At 41.6% G+C, this 19,902-nt stretch carries 25 protein-coding genes; 17 read left to right on the forward strand and 8 right to left on the reverse strand.

What is annotated here, in order from left to right; translation table 11 throughout:
* Positions 1–67 precede the first annotated feature (67 nt).
* The 3 genes from R7F64_RS18950 to R7F64_RS18960 are packed head-to-tail and all read right to left on the reverse strand — an operon-like array spanning position 68 to position 1,261.
* Positions 68–256 (reverse strand): hypothetical protein, encoded by a 189-nt coding sequence (locus R7F64_RS18950; RefSeq protein WP_213986443.1) that lies wholly within the window; start codon positions 254–256, stop codon positions 68–70.
* A complete protein-coding gene (locus R7F64_RS18955; protein WP_054866672.1) occupies positions 253–786 on the reverse strand; it encodes a PadR family transcriptional regulator in 534 nt (177 codons plus the stop codon). Before R7F64_RS18955 ends, R7F64_RS18950 begins: the two co-directional genes overlap by 4 nt.
* Positions 787–802: 16 nt before the next feature.
* Positions 803–1,261: a hypothetical protein gene (locus tag R7F64_RS18960; protein WP_048626724.1), complete on the reverse strand. Its 459-nt coding sequence runs from the start codon at positions 1,259–1,261 to the stop codon at positions 803–805.
* A gap of 449 nt (positions 1,262–1,710) precedes the next feature.
* Between R7F64_RS18960 and R7F64_RS18965 the strand changes: the two genes are divergently transcribed.
* From R7F64_RS18965 to R7F64_RS19025, 13 genes are all read left to right on the forward strand, one after another.
* Positions 1,711–2,139: a hypothetical protein gene (locus tag R7F64_RS18965; protein WP_318071982.1), complete on the forward strand. Its 429-nt coding sequence runs from the start codon at positions 1,711–1,713 to the stop codon at positions 2,137–2,139.
* Between the two features lie 2 nt (positions 2,140–2,141).
* Positions 2,142–2,396, forward strand: coding sequence for a hypothetical protein (locus tag R7F64_RS18970; protein WP_140203153.1), 255 nt, complete (start codon positions 2,142–2,144; stop codon positions 2,394–2,396).
* 137 nt (positions 2,397–2,533) lie between these two features.
* The gene (locus tag R7F64_RS18975) at positions 2,534–3,460 is read left to right on the forward strand and encodes a hypothetical protein (RefSeq protein WP_213963507.1); all 927 of its coding nucleotides are present in this window, start codon (positions 2,534–2,536) and stop codon (positions 3,458–3,460) included.
* Between the two features lie 87 nt (positions 3,461–3,547).
* Entirely contained in the window at positions 3,548–4,087 is a 540-nt protein-coding gene (locus tag R7F64_RS18980; RefSeq protein WP_024703888.1) for a helix-turn-helix transcriptional regulator, read from the forward strand.
* Positions 4,088–4,206: 119 nt separating this feature from the next.
* The gene (locus tag R7F64_RS18985) at positions 4,207–4,455 is read left to right on the forward strand and encodes a hypothetical protein (RefSeq protein WP_318071983.1); all 249 of its coding nucleotides are present in this window, start codon (positions 4,207–4,209) and stop codon (positions 4,453–4,455) included.
* Between the two features lie 13 nt (positions 4,456–4,468).
* Entirely contained in the window at positions 4,469–4,717 is a 249-nt protein-coding gene (locus tag R7F64_RS18990; RefSeq protein WP_081048945.1) for a hypothetical protein, read from the forward strand.
* Between the two features lie 219 nt (positions 4,718–4,936).
* Positions 4,937–5,185, forward strand: a complete 249-nt coding sequence (locus tag R7F64_RS18995; protein WP_318071984.1) for a hypothetical protein — start codon at positions 4,937–4,939, stop codon at positions 5,183–5,185.
* A gap of 184 nt (positions 5,186–5,369) precedes the next feature.
* The gene (locus tag R7F64_RS19000) at positions 5,370–6,116 is read left to right on the forward strand and encodes a hypothetical protein (RefSeq protein WP_318071985.1); all 747 of its coding nucleotides are present in this window, start codon (positions 5,370–5,372) and stop codon (positions 6,114–6,116) included.
* A 12-nt stretch (positions 6,117–6,128) separates the two neighbouring features.
* Positions 6,129–6,815 (forward strand): glycosyltransferase family 25 protein, encoded by a 687-nt coding sequence (locus R7F64_RS19005; protein WP_318071986.1) that lies wholly within the window; start codon positions 6,129–6,131, stop codon positions 6,813–6,815.
* A gap of 22 nt (positions 6,816–6,837) precedes the next feature.
* Positions 6,838–7,197: a hypothetical protein gene (locus R7F64_RS19010; RefSeq protein ID WP_318071987.1), complete on the forward strand. Its 360-nt coding sequence runs from the start codon at positions 6,838–6,840 to the stop codon at positions 7,195–7,197.
* A gap of 10 nt (positions 7,198–7,207) precedes the next feature.
* Positions 7,208–7,450: a hypothetical protein gene (locus tag R7F64_RS19015; protein WP_318071988.1), complete on the forward strand. Its 243-nt coding sequence runs from the start codon at positions 7,208–7,210 to the stop codon at positions 7,448–7,450.
* Between the two features lie 68 nt (positions 7,451–7,518).
* Positions 7,519–7,941 carry a hypothetical protein gene (locus tag R7F64_RS19020; RefSeq protein WP_318071989.1) on the forward strand — a complete coding sequence of 141 codons (423 nt, stop codon included), beginning with the start codon at positions 7,519–7,521 and terminating at the stop codon, positions 7,939–7,941.
* 178 nt (positions 7,942–8,119) lie between these two features.
* The gene (locus R7F64_RS19025) at positions 8,120–8,542 is read left to right on the forward strand and encodes a hypothetical protein (RefSeq protein ID WP_318071990.1); all 423 of its coding nucleotides are present in this window, start codon (positions 8,120–8,122) and stop codon (positions 8,540–8,542) included.
* Positions 8,543–8,862: 320 nt separating this feature from the next.
* Here R7F64_RS19025 and R7F64_RS19030 read toward each other — a convergent pair whose 3' ends face one another.
* Positions 8,863–9,096 carry a TA system antitoxin ParD family protein gene (locus R7F64_RS19030; RefSeq protein WP_158174322.1) on the reverse strand — a complete coding sequence of 78 codons (234 nt, stop codon included), beginning with the start codon at positions 9,094–9,096 and terminating at the stop codon, positions 8,863–8,865.
* 236 nt (positions 9,097–9,332) lie between these two features.
* Between R7F64_RS19030 and R7F64_RS19035 the strand changes: the two genes are divergently transcribed.
* The 3 genes from R7F64_RS19035 to R7F64_RS19045 all read left to right on the forward strand — a co-directional run bounded on the left by R7F64_RS19035 (position 9,333) and on the right by R7F64_RS19045 (position 13,410).
* Positions 9,333–10,130 (forward strand): hypothetical protein, encoded by a 798-nt coding sequence (locus R7F64_RS19035; RefSeq protein ID WP_318071991.1) that lies wholly within the window; start codon positions 9,333–9,335, stop codon positions 10,128–10,130.
* Positions 10,131–10,615: 485 nt separating this feature from the next.
* A complete protein-coding gene (locus tag R7F64_RS19040; RefSeq protein WP_318071992.1) occupies positions 10,616–10,930 on the forward strand; it encodes a hypothetical protein in 315 nt (104 codons plus the stop codon).
* A 662-nt stretch (positions 10,931–11,592) separates the two neighbouring features.
* On the forward strand, positions 11,593–13,410 hold the full coding sequence (locus R7F64_RS19045) for a hypothetical protein (RefSeq protein WP_069536066.1): 1,818 nt from the start codon (positions 11,593–11,595) through the stop codon (positions 13,408–13,410).
* Positions 13,411–13,637: 227 nt separating this feature from the next.
* Here the strand turns inward: R7F64_RS19045 and R7F64_RS19050 are convergent, their stop codons facing one another.
* Positions 13,638–14,483 (reverse strand): hypothetical protein, encoded by an 846-nt coding sequence (locus R7F64_RS19050; RefSeq protein ID WP_069536067.1) that lies wholly within the window; start codon positions 14,481–14,483, stop codon positions 13,638–13,640.
* Positions 14,484–15,337: 854 nt separating this feature from the next.
* Here R7F64_RS19050 and R7F64_RS19055 point away from each other — a divergent pair.
* A complete protein-coding gene (locus R7F64_RS19055) occupies positions 15,338–16,174 on the forward strand; it encodes a hypothetical protein (protein WP_318071993.1) in 837 nt (278 codons plus the stop codon).
* Between the two features lie 878 nt (positions 16,175–17,052).
* On the opposite strand, the gene R7F64_RS19060 is transcribed toward R7F64_RS19055, so the two are convergent.
* The 3 genes from R7F64_RS19060 to R7F64_RS19070 all read right to left on the reverse strand — a co-directional run bounded on the left by R7F64_RS19060 (position 17,053) and on the right by R7F64_RS19070 (position 18,971).
* Positions 17,053–17,574, reverse strand: coding sequence for a Fe3+-citrate ABC transporter substrate-binding protein (locus tag R7F64_RS19060; protein ID WP_318071994.1), 522 nt, complete (start codon positions 17,572–17,574; stop codon positions 17,053–17,055).
* A 309-nt stretch (positions 17,575–17,883) separates the two neighbouring features.
* A complete protein-coding gene (locus R7F64_RS19065; RefSeq protein ID WP_318071995.1) occupies positions 17,884–18,513 on the reverse strand; it encodes a tyrosine-type recombinase/integrase in 630 nt (209 codons plus the stop codon).
* Positions 18,513–18,971, reverse strand: coding sequence for a hypothetical protein (locus tag R7F64_RS19070; RefSeq protein WP_213986484.1), 459 nt, complete (start codon positions 18,969–18,971; stop codon positions 18,513–18,515). Before R7F64_RS19070 ends, R7F64_RS19065 begins: the two co-directional genes overlap by 1 nt.
* Positions 18,972–19,902: the final 931 nt, after the last annotated feature.

A 19,902-nucleotide genomic window follows, 5' to 3' on the forward strand; every position in this document is an offset into this window, starting at 1 on the left:
TGATTCGAACTGTTTGCTAAGGCCAGCCGCAAAAAAACCGCGTTTATTCGCGGTTTTTTTGTACCTATCAAAAGTAACTCTCAATCAAAACCCGATGGTATGGCTTGCCGTCATCGTTACGCATCAGTTGCCCCAAACTGACGATCTTCATGAGCTTGCCCTCGTAGTCCCAAGGCTGATTTCGAGTTAAACACTCTTTGGCTCGTTTAAGCGCTGGCGAGCCAACTAAAAGATAAACGGCTTTGCGAGGTTTCACGCAGCATTCTCCGTAGCAATGTTTGAGGAAGTGATCATAGACAGTGAACGTTCGGCAAACTTAAGCTCTGCTTTGCGCATATCAATGTCGCGCTCTACATGCAGTGTGAAGTTGTCACAGAACACGCCTTTCTCTTTCTGGTGCGCGTTCAGCTTCTCTTTAAGTTGAGTGATTTCTTGATTGAGTTTTTCAATGTACGACTTGAAGTAAGTCTCGCTGCCGATTTCCAGCATCACCGATGCAGGACTACGAATGATAGACAGGTCATCGCATGTAGATTCGTTGCGTAAAAGGTTAAGAACACGCTCGCCATCTTGAGTTAAGCTGTAATTCTTGCGGTCTGGTTTACCGTCTTGCGCTTCAATTTCGTGTGACACTAAACCCTTTTCGGTCATGCGACCGAGTTCGCGGTAAACTTGCTGGTGGCTAGCTTGCCATGCGCCAGATTCAGGCATTGTTCGGTTTGTTAGGTCATAGCCTGTTTGTGTTCTCTGTTCAAGAATTGCTAGAAGTAGATTACCCAAAGTCATAGTTAGTTACCTTTTGTTATTGATGCCAAATTTCACCCGTATCCTCGTCAATAAATCCATGACATAGATACTCTCTACTTGTTGAGTAATGCGTAAGTCTTCCCTTTAACGCCTTTTTGTTGCGGTTGTGCCAGTGCTCGTATCCGGCAGTAAACGCATATTGGTTGTTGTTGTAGTCTGCATAATGCAGATCTGAGCCGTTGCGAGCCTCACTCACTCCCGCCGACCAGCTTGCTAGAAAATCGTCACGCTCATTGAGTTTGATAGCTTGTCGCTCATCATCATGCACCCCAAGTAACGTGATAATTCCTAGCCCTTGCATGCGGTCAATGACGGTCGTATCGAAATAGCCGATGTAGATTTCATCGTGCGGGATAAACTCTACTTGTAGTGGCATTTCGTAGACCGTTCCATCTAGCGGTAGAGCTTCCATAAGCTCTATGAGTAGGCTCAACTGGTTTTTTGGAATTGCCATTGGCCAGTGCCTTGTCTAGTTGTTTAACCACATCTGCACACATGGAAAAGCGAGGCATTTCATTTCGTATCGCTTTTTCGTCTGCGCCCTCAATAAAGGCTTTCGCCTCATCTGCACTCCCTAACACCCAACTCACACACACGTTTGCTACCGCGCCAGCGTTGCGGCTAATGGCCATCGATACTGTTGCTCCGTGGTTAGACAGGGCAATAGTGCCTTTGCTGGTATTGAACGTTTTTATGGTCATTTTCTACAAATGATTAAGTGTGTTCGGAATGATGGGTGAGACTACCATATCAAAATTAAGATATGCAATAGCTAATTTACCCCTTAACATCAAAAAAATATATATTGATATAAAGTTGCGTGTTCGGAATAAAAAGTTGTTGCCATAATCCAAAGATGGGATTGGATTACGCCACAAGCAAACAGTTGGAGCCGTTTAAGAAATGAATCTAATTCACGGGTTTTGCAGCACTAATCCACTAATTAACCCTGATATGGTGCTAATGCAGAGAGGTACATACGCCAACCAGCTAAAACGACTTTTCACTGACAGCAAACTACGTGTCGGTCATCTTTATGAGATGAAAACGACAGCAAGTAGCAGTGTTAAGTTTTGGGATTCACTCTCTGCTTATTTTGATGAGATTACTTACAAAGCAAAAGAAAGCTACACGGAGATTGATTCTCAATATCAATTTTTAACCTATCTAGCTGATGCGGTTTACTTGATTGAAAAAAAGGGCATTGATTGGGATGTCTCCATCCAGTCATTGATTTTGGACGATGACCAAACGCAAGAAACCCACGATCAACAGCTACGCAATATTAGCCACCTTCTGAAGATGACAAAGATGTACGCAGAACAGTTTTAACGATGCTGACGATCTACCCATTGGACGAATTTATTAAGGCAAATTTCCGAAGCAATTCGGAGTTTGCCAGGATACATGGCGTTGTTACTGACCAGCTCAAAGAGTGGCAAGAATGCTGCAAATTGGCTCGGGATATTCGTGACGTTCGCCACCTAGTGAACGTTAACGACATTGACCCTATGAAGATGACCCAAGCGCTATGTGATGAAGTGTTGGCGGTGATTGCCAAGCTACCACGAAAAGCAAACGGCTATTAACTTTCCATTGGCTGCCAGTTAGCTGGTGGCCATCCCTATCCTGATTTACGGCCACTTTAGATGAACGCCAACGGATAGATGCAGTTATAAACTCTGGTGTATTATGCACACCCTAACTACCCAAAAGATATACAGAAATGACGCCCTACAAAACTAAACTTGCTTCGCTTTTACTGTTAGTGCCAGCTTTGGCAATGGCTAAGACTGACGTTATCGATATACCCGCAGAACAGAACCGCTCATCGTCTTACAGCTGGAAGATAGATGAGGATACGACATTGACTATATCTCGATACTGCGCCCCTGAATGGGATAAGCTCCGTATTTTCGCATCTTACAAGGAAAGCAACTGCGACAACAGCGCCTATGTTCGTAGCACTATGGCAGATGACTCAAGAACGCGCTTTGGCCATAGCTATACCGTTACGATTAGCTATGGAGAAACGAGTGCCAAGTCTAACAATTATTGGAATACGTATAGTCGTAGAGAAAAGGAGACGTTTGTTCGCTCGCTATCTCAAGAGTCCGATCCTGTTGTTAAGGTGAGTGGGTATGGTCAAATATCCGATGACAAGCTAATTAAACTGGATGGCCTTAAACAAGTTAAGGTTCCAAAAGGTCTGATTGAGAGCGACCCAACATATTCAATTGTTAAGTCCGTTCGTTTGGTTGGATACCGTGATGCCTACAACGCTATTCATGATGGCGCGAAAGCCGAGTTCAATGTTAGGTATGATGCTCAGAACCAAAGAAATGCTCTAATACTGATTATGGTTGTCATAGCGGTTCTTGGTGGAAGCTATGTGACTTGGAAGTACGTATTAAAGCCAAGTGCGAATAAGCTAAGTGAAAAGCGCAAAGAAGTGGCTGATAAGCTTGAGAAAAGCAAGGTTAGAAGAATTGCCAAAGAAGAAGCGATTCGACAGACCGTTCGTACCACAATCGAAAACGACAATGCTGCGATTACTGCACTAAAGGCTCAGATTAAAGAAGCTCTTGATAACAATGACGCTAAGACAGCAAAAATTCTGATGGAAGCGTTAGATGAGGTGGAAAACAGTTAACCATTAAGCCACCAGCACGGTGGCTTTTTTGTGTCTAATTGGTAGTATAGGCACAATTGTATACATGGATAGAGAGCAGAGAGTTCGATGAGCATTTATGAGTTCACCTTGAATATCGGCAATATCAATATCACAAACGATAACGACCTACTTGATGTATCGCGCAAACTGTATGAGGGCGCTTGCTCTGACGCTGCGGTTATGTCTGTTGATGAAATGCTATATATCGAATTTGAGCGAGAGGCAGATTCCTTTGCTCAAGCTGTAACACAAGCAATCAAGGATGTGGAGTCGGTAGATGGCTACAACTTGCAGGTTATCTCTATTGAGGGCGACCTTGTGAGTTTGGGCGAAGCTGCGGAGTTCACCGGAGTTAAGAAAAGCACACTAGCAAAATACAAAAAGGGCACATTTGGCGGCGGCGGCTTCCCTGTGCCAGTACGCAAAGCTTCAAAGAAAGATCCTCTTTGGAGGCTTAGCGACATAGCAGATTGGCTATACCAAAAGGGCAAAGTTACTAGCGAGCTAGTAGAACGCGCTCGTATGATGGATGTAATTAACCATCACCTAGAAACCAGATTGATGAAGAATAGCGATAAGTACGCAAACCTACTCATCAATATCTAAACTAACCTAATAATACCCATAAAGTAATAAAGTCTCAGTTGCCACCAGCGTATCGCTGGTGGCTTTTTTTTATGGTTGAAGCTAAAATGCCACTAATTGCTTAAAAAGAGGATTGATGATTGAAAGAGTTTGATGTTGCACTGGTGGCCAAGTTCCAAGGCGACATGAACGCAGACACGCTTTGCGAGCTATCTAATGCGCTGTTTGAGGTTGGTGCTAATGATTGCACTGTATCGGCATCTGGCAGCGAAATTCGTATCGAGTTCGACCGAGAAGCTGACTCATACAGTGAAGCCGTTCAAAGCGCAATGCAGCAAGCTAATCAGGTTAGCGGCCTTACCGCGCTCAGTGTGGCCAATAGCCAATAACGAGGTTGATCTTATGACGACTCAATTAAAAGAGTTTGACGCATCCGACTACCTAACCGACCAACAGACTATCCAAGCCTATCTCGATGAAGCAGCAAGCACTGGCGAACCCGAGATAATTGCAGATGCCTTAGCCGCTATCGCCAAGGCCAAAGGCATGGATAACACCTTACAGCCACCTAATGACCCATCTTTATCCTCGCTTATCTCGCTGGCGAACGTGTTAGGCGTATCAATTAAGTTAGGTATTAACGGGGAATAATATATTCCACTTGTTCGGTCTAACCGAACTACTCATTGGCTATCCTGTTCGGAATTTATTCAATTTAGTTTCATTTCTCTATAGAACTGAAACTAACCCACCAAATTTTGATTTTTAAGGCACTTTTGACCAGTGCTGGACACTTTTTTTCAACTATTTTTGCTTGGCCATTGACGCGCGTATTTCGATTTTCTAACTTTAGATTAAAGAAAGAAAAGCATGATAACTATATCAAGTCTTATCGCGCTGGCCATTGCGGTTTATAAGTTGGCCACATCAGAACGCATTGAAAGAATTAAACTTTCTATCGAAGCATTCAAAACCTCTAAAGAACTAGTTAGTGACCTGACCAAGTTAACCAAACAACTGCGAAAGCTAGTGTTATACGTGGATCTTGGCCTGTTCCTAATGGTTCTAAGTGACTACGCCGAGTTAATAATCCCAATCGTGGTCAACTTACCAACCTAACCCACACGGCGCGCCTTAATGGTGCGCCTTTTTTGGCTCAAAAATAGACAGAAATTTACAAAATGATCATATTTTATATCTCTTTATGATAAATGTGTTCGGAATTTAAAATTGAAGTGGTATATTAATTTCGTTCCTAATCCCTTTGTAGTTAAAGGGGATGTTTAGAAACGGGAGTTACCTAATGATTGTCTATAAAGTTGGACGTTACACATTTTCTGCTGACCTACGCCGATACTCCAAACAAGTCGGCCAAGAGGGCAACTACACACTAGGCTTTTGCACGGTCGAGTACCTACCTAAAGGCAACAGCCTTTACCATCCAGAGCCGAAGTTAATCGACAGCAACAAACCATATGACATTATTGAGTTTGACCCTAAAGCCAAGATCAACGGCAGCCTGGCAATTCAGTGCGAACCTGATAAGCACAACGCAACACAAGCCGAGGAAATTAGCTGGATTGCTATTCAAATTGACGCACCAGATGGCGACTTAGACGGACTCATCCGAAGAATCGCAGCGGAGGGCGGCGTAGAGCTTAATGAGCAAATCTTGAATCAAACCCGAGAATACATATACATGTGCTACTCAACGCCAACTCAAAGCGATCCTGCAACGGTTGGCGCGCTTATTCGCAACACATCAACCCTTAAGGCCGACTTCTATTACAAAACCCGTATCGAGTCGCTAGCGAAGCATTTCAACACCACCAGCCGACAAGCGGAATGGTTGGTGTTTATCGATAACGGTTCAAAGATGGCTAAACGTGACGATGGCTGGCACCCAACATTACTCGACCTAGACGAACCCGCTACAGAGAAAGAGCTTAATGAGCTGGTGGACGCTGGCGCAATCGCCTTTGATGCAGAGAGCAACACGTACACCAATACCGAAAAAACAACCTTAGCACTGAGAGAGAACTACCTGTAAGAGAGCATCACCGTGAATAAGCAAATAAAAATTTACGTACTGACGACCATGAACAAGGAAAGAGTTGAGTTCATGAAACAGTTACTTAAGGACGTTAACTTTGAATTTGTGGAATCACTAGGCACGGAAGCCTTAAAGGAACTAGAAGCGAAATACGCCCGTAAATCGCTGCGCTATAGAAAGAAAGCGTTAATGCTTGGCGAGTTCGGCGCATTCAAAACACACGCTATGGCTTGGGAACGCATTGCCAAATCTGGTGAGGCGGGGATCATCATCGAGGATAGCGCTGATTTCGTTCGTGACGCATCGATATTGCTAAGCGACGAAGTACGCAACCAAATCAACAATTGCGGCCTCGTTTCCTTTACCGACTACGAGTTCAAGCTGCATCCAGATAGACCAACGCTGTTTAGCGATATTCCATTGCGAAAGGCGTTTCCAATTCGCTGCTATGGCATAACTCCGCGTCGAGCCAACGCATTACTATCGATGCTCAACAAAACGGGCATGGTTTTACCTGTAGACCGCTGGATGGGTACGCCTAAGCTATCCGGCCTGTTTGGGTTTGTCAGCAATATTGGCGTAGCCATAAGACGCAGCAACGCAACTAGCATAGCGAACGTGAGGCGAGGCAAAGCGTCTTTTAATCCGCTTAATCTGATATTCAGAGCAATCAACAAAATCAAGTACCAATACTAACGGAAAGCTTCAAAGACCAATTATGTTAATCAATGGCATTGAAGTTACACGCGCATTGATCATCCGAAAGCCGCGGATTCACCTTATCCTCGCTGGCTTAAAGGTTTGGGAAATGCGCTCTACCAAAACCAAAATCCGAGGCACCATTGCCCTAATTGAACAGGGCACTGGTTTAATCGTTGGCCTAGCGAACTTAACCGACTCTTTAGAGCCTCTATCGCATGCAAAATTGATAGCCAACTTTGATAAACACAAGGTGGACTATGACGCTATGCCTGAGCTGGCTAAATGGCGTTACCCTTGGATTTTGGAGGACGTACAGCGCATTGAACCAATCCCTTATGAGCACAAGGTAAGCGCTGTAATTTGGGTAAATATCTAGGAGTAATCAAATGGCTCGCTGGTGGAAGAAATGCAAATACACGATCGAGTGCAAAGGCTATGTGTTTGAGTACGACACAGCCGAGGAACTAGGACGAATGGTAGCTAAATCTGGCTGCGGTATGGAAAACACTTTCGACCCTAACACCGTGGAATTTGACCAGTTCTATGACAGCTACGCGACAACTAAGGAAGAAATGGCCAAGGCGGCCAAAATAGCAAGAAATGGCGAAGTGTCGGTCGCTCTACTTTAAAATCCAAGCGCCACCAGTGGCACTATGCTGGTGGTCATATCAATAACTAATCAGTGACAAGGTAAACAATGAAGAAAACCAAATTACTCTTATCGTTGGCTATGTTATTTCCTACGTTAGGCAATGCAGCAGATATAAACCCACTTACTTGGGAGCGCAAGAATGCAATGATCATAGCTGCATCGGCAGACTTAAACATAACAGCTAATGTAGGCGAGCATGACTTGGCTTTTGGTCGCGCCGAGGATTGTTTTGATTTCGACGATGTGGACATGAAATTGGAGATTAACGGCAGACTGGTAAACATGATTAAGTCATGCCCTAGTGCGCGGGTAGCGGTTTACGCACCCAAAACAAAAGCGGGCAAAGAATACCTACTAAACATATTTAAATCAGAAAAACCATTTGAGATTCTAGGTAGTCAATTTACGGCCACCAAATTCAATAAGAGGTATAAAGAGTTATTAGAAATGACCTCAAACGCACTATAAGCCAAATAGCAAAACACCGCCCATCGAGGCGGTGTTATTTTTTTAACTTCACACTTAACGGTAGTGACTCTCCGATATTTGCAATTATTACACCTATAACCCTGATTCAACAACTACTTTTACCCGCCAATTGCTGTTAATGTGTAGCTCAAACAACGCCACCAGCAAGGAAAACAACGTGAACGACAAGATTGATTTGGACAAGGTGCTCGACAAGCTAACCAGCATGACACCTGACCGCCTAGAAAAAGTCATGGACAAGTTCAACCTAGCCCAAGAAAGACAACGGGCAGCCCAAGAAGATAGAGAGGCCAAGGAATCAGGCATCGAGCGCATTACTCTGTTCTTTGCTGGTGGCCATAAGGCACTACTGGTGAAGCCTAACCCATTAACAGGAACATGGCTGCTGAATCTATACGGAGCTGGCACAGTTACCGCGCCGCAGGATGTGAACGTAGAATTTGAGGTAACAGACCACTTTACTGAGCTGTTTCGTTTCTCGATGACGTTCAATGGATTTACCTATTGGCACGACCTTGTTGATGAGCAAATGGCGCAAGAATTGGCCGCGTTCCTTAACGTACCGCTACAAGTACAATAGTTAAGATTAAAATAGACCCAAAACGACAAGAAAATACCGCTCTGCTTGCGCTGGTGGCGATTTCTCACAGTGACGTGAGCAATGGGCGCACCATGACCTCAAAAACGCTTAAATCGCGTCTGACAGCGCGCAGTAGAAATGAAAAAAGCGCCTAAAAAGGCGCTCTTTCAAACGGAAAAACAAATCTGGTTTGGTCTTTATGTGAGATTATCCTGTTCACTGACTAGGGGAGTCACCTCCGACACTAACGCCCTCTCAAAGAGTTCCAGTTGCGTTAGCAAGCCAATTATTACAAAAGAGTCGTCTTGGTGCGACTCTTTTTAGTATTTATATGGCTTGTTGGTTTTACGGTGATAGACGGTCACATCACCGTTCTTCACTTCGTCTCGCGCCACCAGCGACTCGCGTACAAACTCATAAGGCAAATCTTGGTTTTCTTCCATCATCTTCCCTATATTCGCCCAATGCTCGATTTGTTCTGCCACACTGCGGTTAGCTGCATTAGCCTGAGCCGAAGCGACCAATTGGCTATCTAGATTTACAGTCGTCGTCACTTAAACTCGCCTCCATTCGTCAAAGGTGCGCCAATTATCTTGCGGTTTAACTGGTGCATCAATTGGTTAAACACTGATTTCCCGCGACATATCTGTCAAGTGAATTATTGTGTGACCATTAACATGAATTTCAATTAATTAAGTTCGTGCTGTTGCATATTCATCATCAACTGATAACAATACTCATTTGCAATTGTAATCAGTGATTTAATATATATCTATAGAAGGAAAAGTAAGTGTTAAAGCAAATTTGTGTTGTTTTGTTTTTAATATTGTTCGCAGGTACTACCCAAGCAGGAAAACAGTTTTTTGAACCTAATGGGCCATTATGTAATGTAGCTCCATTAGGCTGGAAAGATCGTAAAAACCATGTCGCAAGAGGTTATGAATATTGTGTTGTAGGAACCGCGTATCAGAAAGTGGTAAACCTTATGCAAACGCCAATTTACGTATCTGTTTTAGGCCCAAATAAAGGAAAGGTCTTTAAGATAGAAGGGCAGAGTATCTTTGAATCATTTGGAATTTCATCGACGGTATTTCTGTTAACTGAGACTGATGGAGCGTTCTATCGCACGAGCAATGCATTGGTAGTGGGTAGCGAGAGGAATGGGAAAGAAACCAAACGTAATTATCAAACTAACCTCTCAAACTTGCCTCAAGTAAAGGGGAAGGAAGTGCCGCCATTTAGGGTTAAAGAAATAACATTTGAGTCTTCTATTTATATGGGAGGGATTCTTGATGACTTTGGCTCTAAATACAATCAAAGAGCTTGGGGAACCGTTTTGCCAGCAATTATAGGTGGTGCTGGAGCTGGTGGATTAGGCGCGTGGGATGCAGACAAAGCATGTGGTGGTGACATCGTGAGAGGGATGTTTATTGGTGGTGTGACCGCTGGATTAGGCGCAACTATATTCGCAACTGGCGCGGGAGCCATTGTAACGCCAATTGCAATGGCGGCCGTCAACAAATCGCTGACAGCAGCTTGCTCCCAGTGTCACAAAAGTACCTGCGAAACCGACAGTGGTAGGCACTAATGCACGTACAATTCTTGCTTGCCTGTTTGATTGTAGTAATACAGTTTATTTGCCTACGTCATAATGACTACTTTAAGAAAAGAGCGTGGTTGTTCTTATATTTGGCGATAGTCCTAATAATGTTTTCATTAGCTCGCTTAGATACAACATTACAAGCTTTGGTATGTTGCGCTTTAATTTCCTTGTTTGAACTGCCTTGGCTTAAGAGGAAGTTAAGCGCAAGGTTTGATGTTTCGTTTTCTGTATTAAATGGCTTCTATTTGATTTTTTTGATAAACAATTATTTGCCTACCTTCACGAAGTGATTTGCTCCTTGACCTTAAATCTCGTCAGACAGTGCGAATGAAAAGCTAGCAAAGCCATAAAACAAAAGAGTCGCACTAAGGCGACTATTTTTAGTTACACATAAATTCGTTGGGATACGTTACCCGAGCCAGTGTTAATGACTTAGGTTTAATAATTGGGCAATGGTTATGGGAAAAAATATGGAAGAGATTGCCGAAACTCAAGTTGATATTGCTGAAGAGCGAGTAGAAGTGATTTCAGAAGCTGTATCTTACGCTCCATTAGTAAATGCTTTGACAGTTGCTGACCTAGCAAAAGACATGGCAAATGGAGATGTATGGCAAGATGATTCCGCTTCACTCATTGGTGGGAAAATGTCTGATATAATACTTGCGAGAGCCTTCGGTAAAACCTTTGGCCAAGATACTCTTGACATATTGAAAGCATTCGCAGGTAAGCATGCTGATGATTACTCTGCAAGTGCTGTAAGTCAGAAACTAGACTGCCTAGGTTAGGCAATTATAACTAACATATATGAACGTACGAAAGATACTACTTTTTTTTACATTTATATTTTTCATTCTTTTTCTCATTAGAAATGAATTTTCTGATATTTTCTTATATCTAGCGATAATTTGTTGGTCTATTGAAATTATATATTGTTGGCATAATGGGTTATCAATGCATATTACGACATTAATTGAAATAGATACTCAGTATAAATTGCTCCGATTATGCTTGGTTTTGATAGTCTCTATTGCTCTACTGAAATCTTTGATTAGTATTTTTGGATACATATTGTAAGGCGTCCAACCTGTGCCTAAGACGTATGATACTCAAGCTAAAGATTACCGACAAAATCAGCGAGCAAAAACAAAGTCACCGCATGAAATAGAGGTTTGGTTTAATCTGGATGACAATCTGTTACTGTTCGACTCAAGGTCTAGCCAGGCTCTAACTCTGTTATGCCCCATTTTAATTTAGGACAAGAAATCTAACTTTCCCGCATCCCCATGTTTGACCAAATTTTACTAATGATTCAATATGTCGCTGATAGAGTCAGGTTGTCAACCTGTATCTGGCTGGTTGGCAGGTTAAAAATACACTTAGATCCTAGGAGAAGGCATGAAATTTCAAAGGTTCAATAATTCAATGTTAGATCTAGAGCATTAAGTCAGTGGCAAATATATCTATAGGGCGCTTTGATAATCTCACTAATTTTCAGTTTGAGAAGAACTCTCACAAGATACGCTTGTGGTCTCAGCCCCCGAAGGCTTTGAGCCTTAAAGTTTTTACGCCGATTTCTACCGATGGTGAAAGAGTTTGCTTTGATGGTAAGTTCTTTTCAATAGAAGAATTCTCTATTTTTATCAGAGATATAAATATCAATGAGTTAATGGTTCTCACAAATAAAGAAAAGCTTTTACTATTGGAGCAAGGTTTCACTGATGCTTTTGATATAAACGTATTAGAATCAAATTTCCCATTTTTTTCCAACATCAAGTTCAGCCCGAACCTGCCTCAAAGCTTAGAGAAACTAGAAAGTTGTTTGAAAAAAGTTCGTCAGCTTAACATTCGTGGTCATTCCGTTGGCCAACAAACTGTCAACGAAGGAATGCACAAAGTTGAAAGGAAAGTCCGTCATAAAAATACTCTCGACTCCAATTTCTTCTTTGCCAACTTAAGTGGGTATCAAGAAGTATTCAAACTTCGAGAGGAACGCCAGGACAGAACGGTGATTTCTCTAGACTATAACTCAATGTATGCTAGTTGCATGGAAGGAGATTTTTTAGATCCCGAGCATTTAGAGCACAGAAGATTTAATCAAAATCTAAGTAAACTATCCCTTCCTAAAGGGTTCTATCGTGTAGTATTGTCAAAGCCGACAACAGAGTATATAAGTAACTTTCACCCTTTTAAGTATTCTTGTTTTCAACGCTCATTTTCATTCAAATTGAAAAACCAAGACAAAGTTGAAGTTTTTCTATTTGATGAAGAGATTGATTATTATAAGCGTCATTTCAAAGACGTACATGTATTGGACGGAATAGTATCTAAGCAAATAATCAAACACCCACTTTTCAATTACGCATCAAAGCTATACTCAAGGCGTTTAAAGGCATTAAAAAATAAAAACAAAACACTAGCCTCACTACTAAAACTCAAGCTTGCTATGCTTCATGGTTCTACAAATAAAGCTAACTCTAAGAGCCGTATATTTTCAGATTACGATGAACTTAAAAGCTTCATAGAAAGAGAGTTCTTTATTTCCAGTCTAAGTTACTGTTCAAAAAAAGATTTTTTGGAAATATTAAATGATAGTAACTACTTTTCAATCAAACCTTCGGGCGGAAAAATTGTTCTCACGTATCGTGACTATAGAAATGCGAGTAACCTTTTTAGCCTTTCAGCGAGGATTTTGGCTAATGCTCGTTTGAAAATGACCCAGACGATAGAGTTGCTCAATAAATTTGAAGGGCTTGAGATTTGTTATGTAAATATTGACTCTGTGCATATATCAATACCTCGAAATCGACAAAGAGATTTTTTCGAGTATATGGGGGATATGATATCTGAAAAAATGGGAGACTTAAAAGTACAATCCATAGCAGATAAGGGTTATTGGTTGGACATTGGTCGGTATTGGTTGATAGAAAACCGTTCGGTTAAGCAATTTGCCAATACTGGATTTAATCCACTAGGCAATTCTAACCCGTTTATAAGAAAAAATAAAAAGTTGGTCAGATTTAAGAGCCATATTTTTGATTTCTGTAAGCCATATTATTCTAGCATAGAAAGCTCATTTTCTTTTAAAAAGCACTTATTAGGTGAGCAAGTGATAGGAACACAAAACTATAATAGATTTAGCTATGAAGACATTTCAACACTAGAAAAAATGTTGAATACTGAGCAAACAGAAGTCTTGAGGTCGCTACAAAAAAAAAGTGTTACTTTTAATCGTATTAGTAGCTTATATGGGGGTGTTGTAGAGTAGGATATCAGGCTGCTTAAAGTAAACTTTAAATCGTCTTTGGTTTCATATACACTACGATAGTAGCTGGCACGTAGCCTAAATATTGGGCTTGCTACCGAGTAGTGCTTCGCGCGGGAGCTTCGCTCCAACGATTTTTGTCAAAAGACAAATGCTAATGGGCTAGCGTGCCAGCCCAATTTACTCTTTAAGTCCAAATTTTTGAGTGTTAATCACACATAAAATGGTGACTAAAAACCCAAGCAAACTTCAACTATATCGATGATATATTCAATAACATTTTTGCCTCTATCAACCGACTCTAGTCTTTTCAAACCTTTACCAACCTCAGCATATGCATAGTAATCAAGTGTGTGTAAGTGCCTCGCCTTCCAACGAGGAATATACTTTTTTCCATTAGGCATTGTAGCGTGCTCAAGAGGCATTGACATTTCGTAAGCAAATGCCTGCATGGTCTTCTCGCGAACTTCGAGCTGGTAAGATGGGCTTTTACTAATGTAATCATTAATCAATAGAGACAAGCGGCATGCAGATAGTAGTTGCCGAGTATCTTCCGAATTAATTGGTAAGTTAAGTTGTTTGTTATTTGCTTCTTTGTCAATAATGTCAAAAATGCATCTTCGCAAGTCCGCTACTCTAGAGTACGCTGTATCTTTCGCTTGATTCTCTGAAAGTTTTATTGCCAAACTATCGATCGTGCTTTGTTCAAAAAAGTCTAACGGAAAGCCTACAGTATTTCGGAAATACTCACCGACTAGAAGTTGTATAGCATCTTTTTGTGTTACTACATCAGCATAGGGTGCTGGCAATGCTTCGATTCTTATATATCTTTTTATAAGTTTTTGTTTGTGCTCCCTTAAAAGGAATTTGCGTCCTTGTAGCAGAACTTTCTCATTATCCTCAAATCTCGAAAGGTGCTTGGTGAGCTTGAGTCTTAACCGATGCTTCTCGAGTTGGTCTTCCTGTAAAGCAGCTTCCCGAGCATCCTCTTCCTCTTGAGAAACAATAGCATCGACGTTGCAGTACATACCATCAAACGCATAGTGGTATCCCGCTGGATCACTTCCATAAGCCATGATTGATTAAGTTCTCTTGGAAACAAATAGTGGAGTTAGAGTAACATCAGATACAGCTATAGTGTAGAAGATTATCCTATAACGACAGAGTGCATTATTGCTAGTCTGGTATGCTCATCACTTCCACTATGCTATGTGCTCACCATCGCAAAGTTGTTTGTCTGGTTCGTCTATCAGTACCAATTTTATCATACAGATTCGAGCCATCATTGCCAGGCAACAAGTTAAGTAACTTTCAATACCTTTAGTTATCCATAATTTACTAATTTAGCAAAACCACTGAAACGTTTATGTCCAAAACCTTCTCAAAAATGGTTCAGAAATCTTGTGAACACCAAGCGATTTTGTCGTATGCTCGTATTTCAGAGGGCTAAGAAAGAAAAGGAGGAGTGACGATGCCATACAAGCAAGTCACTTTACCACCGATGCACGCCTAGTCCATTTGTTCGGAAAAGCTAGACGCATTAAATTCGCCCGTCGGTCAAATGGTGACCGTGTTGAATGAGAACAGCGAGAAAATAGTTACCAGAGAAGATTTTGATATGCTCTTAGAACAAATTGATGTGCGGGAAAAAGCATCTTCATGACACTTTAATTTACATTAATATCTGCCACGAAGGCTGGGCAAGCAACATTGAGATAAGTGTGTCATAACCATTTTTGAAATAGTTAGTGCCCCAAGAATCCCTTATTTTCTTGACGGCTCCCATTACCGTTCTTTATCTTCAAGCCAATAATTTAAATGAAAATGATTATCACTCATTTTTAAAACTTTAGTTTGATTTTATATAAATTGAATTGTTTATGTAATTGGTTTTATATGTTGACATCTTGTCAGCATATGGAGCTTTAGGGTGGGGTCTTACAAAAAATACGTTGGAATTTTATTCGTTTTATCAATGTGTAGCTTTAACAGTTACGCCGGAGCAGACGCTTTTAATAATGAGCTTTGTAATTTATCTCATGCCGGCTGGAAGAACGATAAGAACTTGAGTGCGGCTGGGTATGAGTATTGTGTAACCGGGACTGTATTTGACCAAGTTATTAACCTAACTCAATCCCCTATTTACGTTTCCACACAAAAGGGGAAGGTGAAAAAGGTACAGGGCGAAAGCAAATTTAAATTAGCCTTCTCTCGCCGTGTACATTTCCTTTCACAAGAGAACGTCCGGTTCTATAGAATATTCACAAAGTTGGTGATCTCTGACGATAATTCTGCAAACTCAGCAAAAGAAAGGTATAAATCCTTGATGCAGAACATTTCATTTGACTCTGGTGAGGCAGTGCTGCCATTTCGAGTAAAAACCATCGGCTACGAAGCTCCAATTTTTATTGGATCGTTCAATGAGAAATTTTCACAAAAAGGTTTGCAGTTAGCGAGCTCATCCCCAATGGCAGTGGGACCAGGGGTAATCATAGGAACTGGAGCAGCAACAGGGTCTGGCAACGCATGGGATAGCGATAAAGCATGTGGAGGTGACATTGTAAGAGGTGGCATTGTTGGGGGATTAACGGCAACTGCTGGCTTGGCTTTAGCATTACCAGGAGGCGTGGGATTCATTGTTGCAGCTGCGGCTACATGGGCTGTAAATCGCTCATTAACAGGCATATGCGCTTCATGCCACGTTTCGTACTGTGACAATACTGAAGAAAGCAAACACGGTATAGGAGGAGGTAGTGGAAGATTTTAACTTAACGAGTGCGACTCTTATCACTATCATTTTGTTCGTTAACTTCTTCTTAACAAGAAAGCAAAAGCACCTTGATGGGTTCTATTTGAATGCCTACATACTGGTGATGGCAATAGCGCTAACAAATTTCGACATTATCACTATCGCACAACTGCTTGGTGCAAGTTTGGTATTTTTGATTGCTAGTTACGAACCGATAAGAACGAAACTCCCACTGCAGGGAAAGCCGTTATTCATAACGCAAAATGGTATATACATAGCGCTACTCTTAAGTAGTTGCATCGGTTGATGTCGAGTATGTGTTCTGTAAAGACAACTTGCCTCGCCAAGTGCGAGGCTTTTTATTGCGGCTTTCGAAGCCGGTAGGATGGCTCTAATTGTGGGTCATGCATTAGCCTCAACGTATAAACTCTACGCACCATATTAGAATAGAGCTTTTTCCTGAAAATGAACGACTTTTCCTTCTTTGATGTTCAGCAACTACTTACTTTTCAACAAGTCGCCCTCTCTAAAGTAAAATTCTTCCCTATTATGGTCAATACAAGCAAAGCTCTTCCCCTTTTTGAATTAACTTTTAAGTGATGCGGATTGGTAGTTTCTTGAGTCAAAAGCACTATCTAGTTGTTGGGCTTTTCGCTGAAACGGGCGCCCCCTCCAAAAAACCGCCGCTCGCTTGCTGTTGAGCAACGATATTGAGCTGGTGGCCATGTTCCACCAGCCGTTTGAACTCACATAATTTAATCGGTGTAATCTGTGCCATGATGCAAACTCGTCGTTTTTGTATGTTTAAAACGTCAAATTTTACATTATGAGTAGACTATAACCATAGATTTTATAGTTACAAGGCGTGTTCGGAATATATATAGACGATAGCAAAACTATTTAAGTCGTACGCTGCTGACCTTTTCAATGTGTAACAATACTTCCATCACATCACTGTGAGCTTTGAGTAACTTTCTCTTAGCAAGAGTCCATGCCGCCAATTTCCCATGAGCGCTCACACTTACCTTAATGAAATGCTCGCGCTTCTGGTCGTTCTCATCGTACTTGGTGTACCGCGCCACATAGTATTGCTTACCATCAATGGTAGTTAACCGTGGATCGAGACTTTTCGGCAATCGCGCCAGTAAGTTGAATTGCTTGCGAACGCGATCCCAACAACGCCCCCATAGTTCCTTGCCGATTTGGTTGCGTATTTTGGTTGCCTTGCGTAGTCCTTTCTTTTCACCAATGCGAACAAACCCGACAGAACGACGAATATAACCACCCTCCGGCTTAGGTACACTAACGGCGTAGCAAGTCTTTTTCTTGGTGATAAATCGATAGCCTGTGTTAGATACGAAATAAGCATAAGCGTTACGACACTCTGACACTCTATAACCCTCAAAAAAACAAAACATGCGATTCCTTTCGGTTGGATTTAACTGGCCATTGCTGCCCTTTCTTGGCCAAATGAACAACGTTACAGCGTAACTATGTTTTTTATATTCCTAATTAATGCGACAGATTTATAGTCTTTAGGTCATCATAGCTGCAACCAAGCACTAGCTTGATTGCCTTTTTACTGAATCCTTGCTTCATTAATTCTCTTACCTTTGGCTTGAGTTCATTCGGAATCGGGGTTCGGGAAAGTTCCTGTTGTCGAAGCTTAAATTCGTTCACTCGCAAGTTCGCGTTCATCAGAGCTTTACACATAATTTCCCCTCCCTTTATTCTGCCTTTGGTTTTAATGAAATGCCTGTTGTGTACTCTTTCGCTTCATCGTGGAACGTTCTTAAGTAGTGGTCAGTCACGGCAACACTAGAATGACCAAGCGCGTCCTTAATCACTTTCAAAGAGGCTTTCTTTTCAAGCAGTAGCATGGCGTACATTTTTCGCATCGAGTGTGTTGATAGCTGGTATGGCAACCTCAACTCCATTGCTATGCGCTTATACGCTCGGTTGATGTACTGGATGCTGATCGCATTGCCCTTTTTGGCCAAGTGGTGATTGGATTGAAACATCAACTCATTATGGCCATTGTGTAGGTAGATACGCTTAATAAGTTCTTCCAGTTCGGCGTTAACGTGGATGGTGATTCGGGCGGCTTCTTTAGCGGCCTTTTCACTCTTACCTCGGGTCATACGACCTTTAAAGCCTTTTGACTGCACAATGGTAAATGACGACCTAATCACGCTATTTATCATCACATCGCTGAATTTTAGCTTCGAAATGTCGCAATAACGTAAACCTGTACGCACCTCCATTTCAATCATCATCGAGATAAGCGGGTTTATGTCATCCATTAAACGGATGATTTTTTCCAATTCGTCTAAGTCACGCGCAGGGAAAGCAGCCATTAGATCAACTCCACTTCATTAGCATTAACCGTCTTAAACTCACCACCAACGAACACCTGAATTTGCAGGGTTCGAGATAGCAAGCCAAAGCCCAAGAACAAGCCGAGCTCCCCATCGACACACACAAAATCGTGGTGAACAGGTAGGCGGCCAAAGTGGTTAATCATCTTGGTTTGTGCTTGAACACTTTGAGGCTCTTTAATGGTATTGATAGCAAAGCGAAGCTGAGAGCGAATCTTTAGGGCATTGGCACCTTTTCGCGCCTTGCTGATCGTGCCTTGCACACAAGGCAAGCCGTAGAAGTTGCGAATGACAGCGGCGGCTTGCTCTTGGCCTCCACACTCATTAATTAGCTCATCCAGAGAGATAAGAATAAGGTCATGATTACGCTCTTGGATGGCACTGCGTTTGCTCGCCCATTCATCCGAAAGCGACACCAATTCATTTTTTTTAAACATTTTTGCTGATCCTTTTTTGGCAAAACGCCAGTGTTTGCTCGGAACACAATATATTCCAAAGGAATATCTTTTGCAACCATGTTCGGAATACTTCTATTGAAAGTACAAAGAGTTCCAAAAGCGGGCGATTAATCAACTTTTGATAAATAACGCAATAGTGCTCAAAACACCACCAGCAATAAGCCATTTTTTATCAATATTCCTGTGGAATATTTAGGTTCATTCACACAAAATGCCAGGATTAGAAAGCAATCTTAAATATTTGATAAGCTATTGTTTTTATTGGGTTTTATGTCTTTTTGCGTCGATAACCAACGACAAAACATTGGTTAAGTTAGTTTCAGTTCTAGACAGAACTGAAACTAAAAGAGGTTTTTTTGAAACTCGCCACGACAATTACCCGTCTGTGGCAATATAATGACGGTGTTACGGCGTCACGCGACACGAACAAACATGCATATCCTCAATTATTATGCGGTATAGGTCACGTTCTCAAAACCTAGCTGCTAGTAACGATATGTTTGCATTATTTTGCATATCTAGACAATCAAAGATCACAGTCTCATAATACTCCGCGAACATCAGCTCGGTTGGCGAGAATCCCCTAAACTCTTTCCAAATCAGAGCTATATACGTATTGGCTATCCAGTCAATTGGCTTAAGAGATATAGATATGCACTGCACGTTGAATCAATTAATTCCACTCGAAATACTAGATAGATGTGACCTGTCCCTAGATGTATTTAGCAGCTCGTTCCTCGATGACGCGACCGACATTTGCATGATGCATCTTATCCAATCGCATCCGAACGCACTATGCAATTTATCTATTAATCGTGATGACGTATTAAACTTCGTTCGAGATCACTTCTCCGCTTAAAAAGCAACACTTATAACGTTCTTCTGTTCGTTTTTTATTTAATTCCGAACA

Source organism: Vibrio sp. Vb1980, from assembly GCF_033338615.1.
Lineage (GTDB): Bacteria > Pseudomonadota > Gammaproteobacteria > Enterobacterales > Vibrionaceae > Vibrio > Vibrio alginolyticus.

Coding starts and splice junctions, on each gene's coding strand:
- R7F64_RS18995 (WP_318071984.1), top strand. CDS start 4,937: ATGATAACTATATCAAGTCTTATCGCGCTGGCCATTGCGGTTTATAAG.
- R7F64_RS19020 (WP_318071989.1), top strand. CDS start 7,519: ATGAAGAAAACCAAATTACTCTTATCGTTGGCTATGTTATTTCCTACG.
- R7F64_RS18960 (WP_048626724.1), bottom strand. CDS start 1,261: ATGGCAATTCCAAAAAACCAGTTGAGCCTACTCATAGAGCTTATGGAA.
- R7F64_RS19000 (WP_318071985.1), top strand. CDS start 5,370: ATGATTGTCTATAAAGTTGGACGTTACACATTTTCTGCTGACCTACGC.
- R7F64_RS19070 (WP_213986484.1), bottom strand. CDS start 18,971: ATGTTTAAAAAAAATGAATTGGTGTCGCTTTCGGATGAATGGGCGAGC.
- R7F64_RS19065 (WP_318071995.1), bottom strand. CDS start 18,513: ATGGCTGCTTTCCCTGCGCGTGACTTAGACGAATTGGAAAAAATCATC.
- R7F64_RS19060 (WP_318071994.1), bottom strand. CDS start 17,574: ATGTTTTGTTTTTTTGAGGGTTATAGAGTGTCAGAGTGTCGTAACGCT.
- R7F64_RS18975 (WP_213963507.1), top strand. CDS start 2,534: ATGACGCCCTACAAAACTAAACTTGCTTCGCTTTTACTGTTAGTGCCA.
- R7F64_RS18970 (WP_140203153.1), top strand. CDS start 2,142: ATGCTGACGATCTACCCATTGGACGAATTTATTAAGGCAAATTTCCGA.
- R7F64_RS18965 (WP_318071982.1), top strand. CDS start 1,711: ATGAATCTAATTCACGGGTTTTGCAGCACTAATCCACTAATTAACCCT.
- R7F64_RS18990 (WP_081048945.1), top strand. CDS start 4,469: ATGACGACTCAATTAAAAGAGTTTGACGCATCCGACTACCTAACCGAC.
- R7F64_RS19050 (WP_069536067.1), bottom strand. CDS start 14,483: ATGGCTTATGGAAGTGATCCAGCGGGATACCACTATGCGTTTGATGGT.
- R7F64_RS19040 (WP_318071992.1), top strand. CDS start 10,616: ATGGAAGAGATTGCCGAAACTCAAGTTGATATTGCTGAAGAGCGAGTA.
- R7F64_RS18980 (WP_024703888.1), top strand. CDS start 3,548: ATGAGCATTTATGAGTTCACCTTGAATATCGGCAATATCAATATCACA.
- R7F64_RS18955 (WP_054866672.1), bottom strand. CDS start 786: ATGACTTTGGGTAATCTACTTCTAGCAATTCTTGAACAGAGAACACAA.
- R7F64_RS19010 (WP_318071987.1), top strand. CDS start 6,838: ATGTTAATCAATGGCATTGAAGTTACACGCGCATTGATCATCCGAAAG.
- R7F64_RS19015 (WP_318071988.1), top strand. CDS start 7,208: ATGGCTCGCTGGTGGAAGAAATGCAAATACACGATCGAGTGCAAAGGC.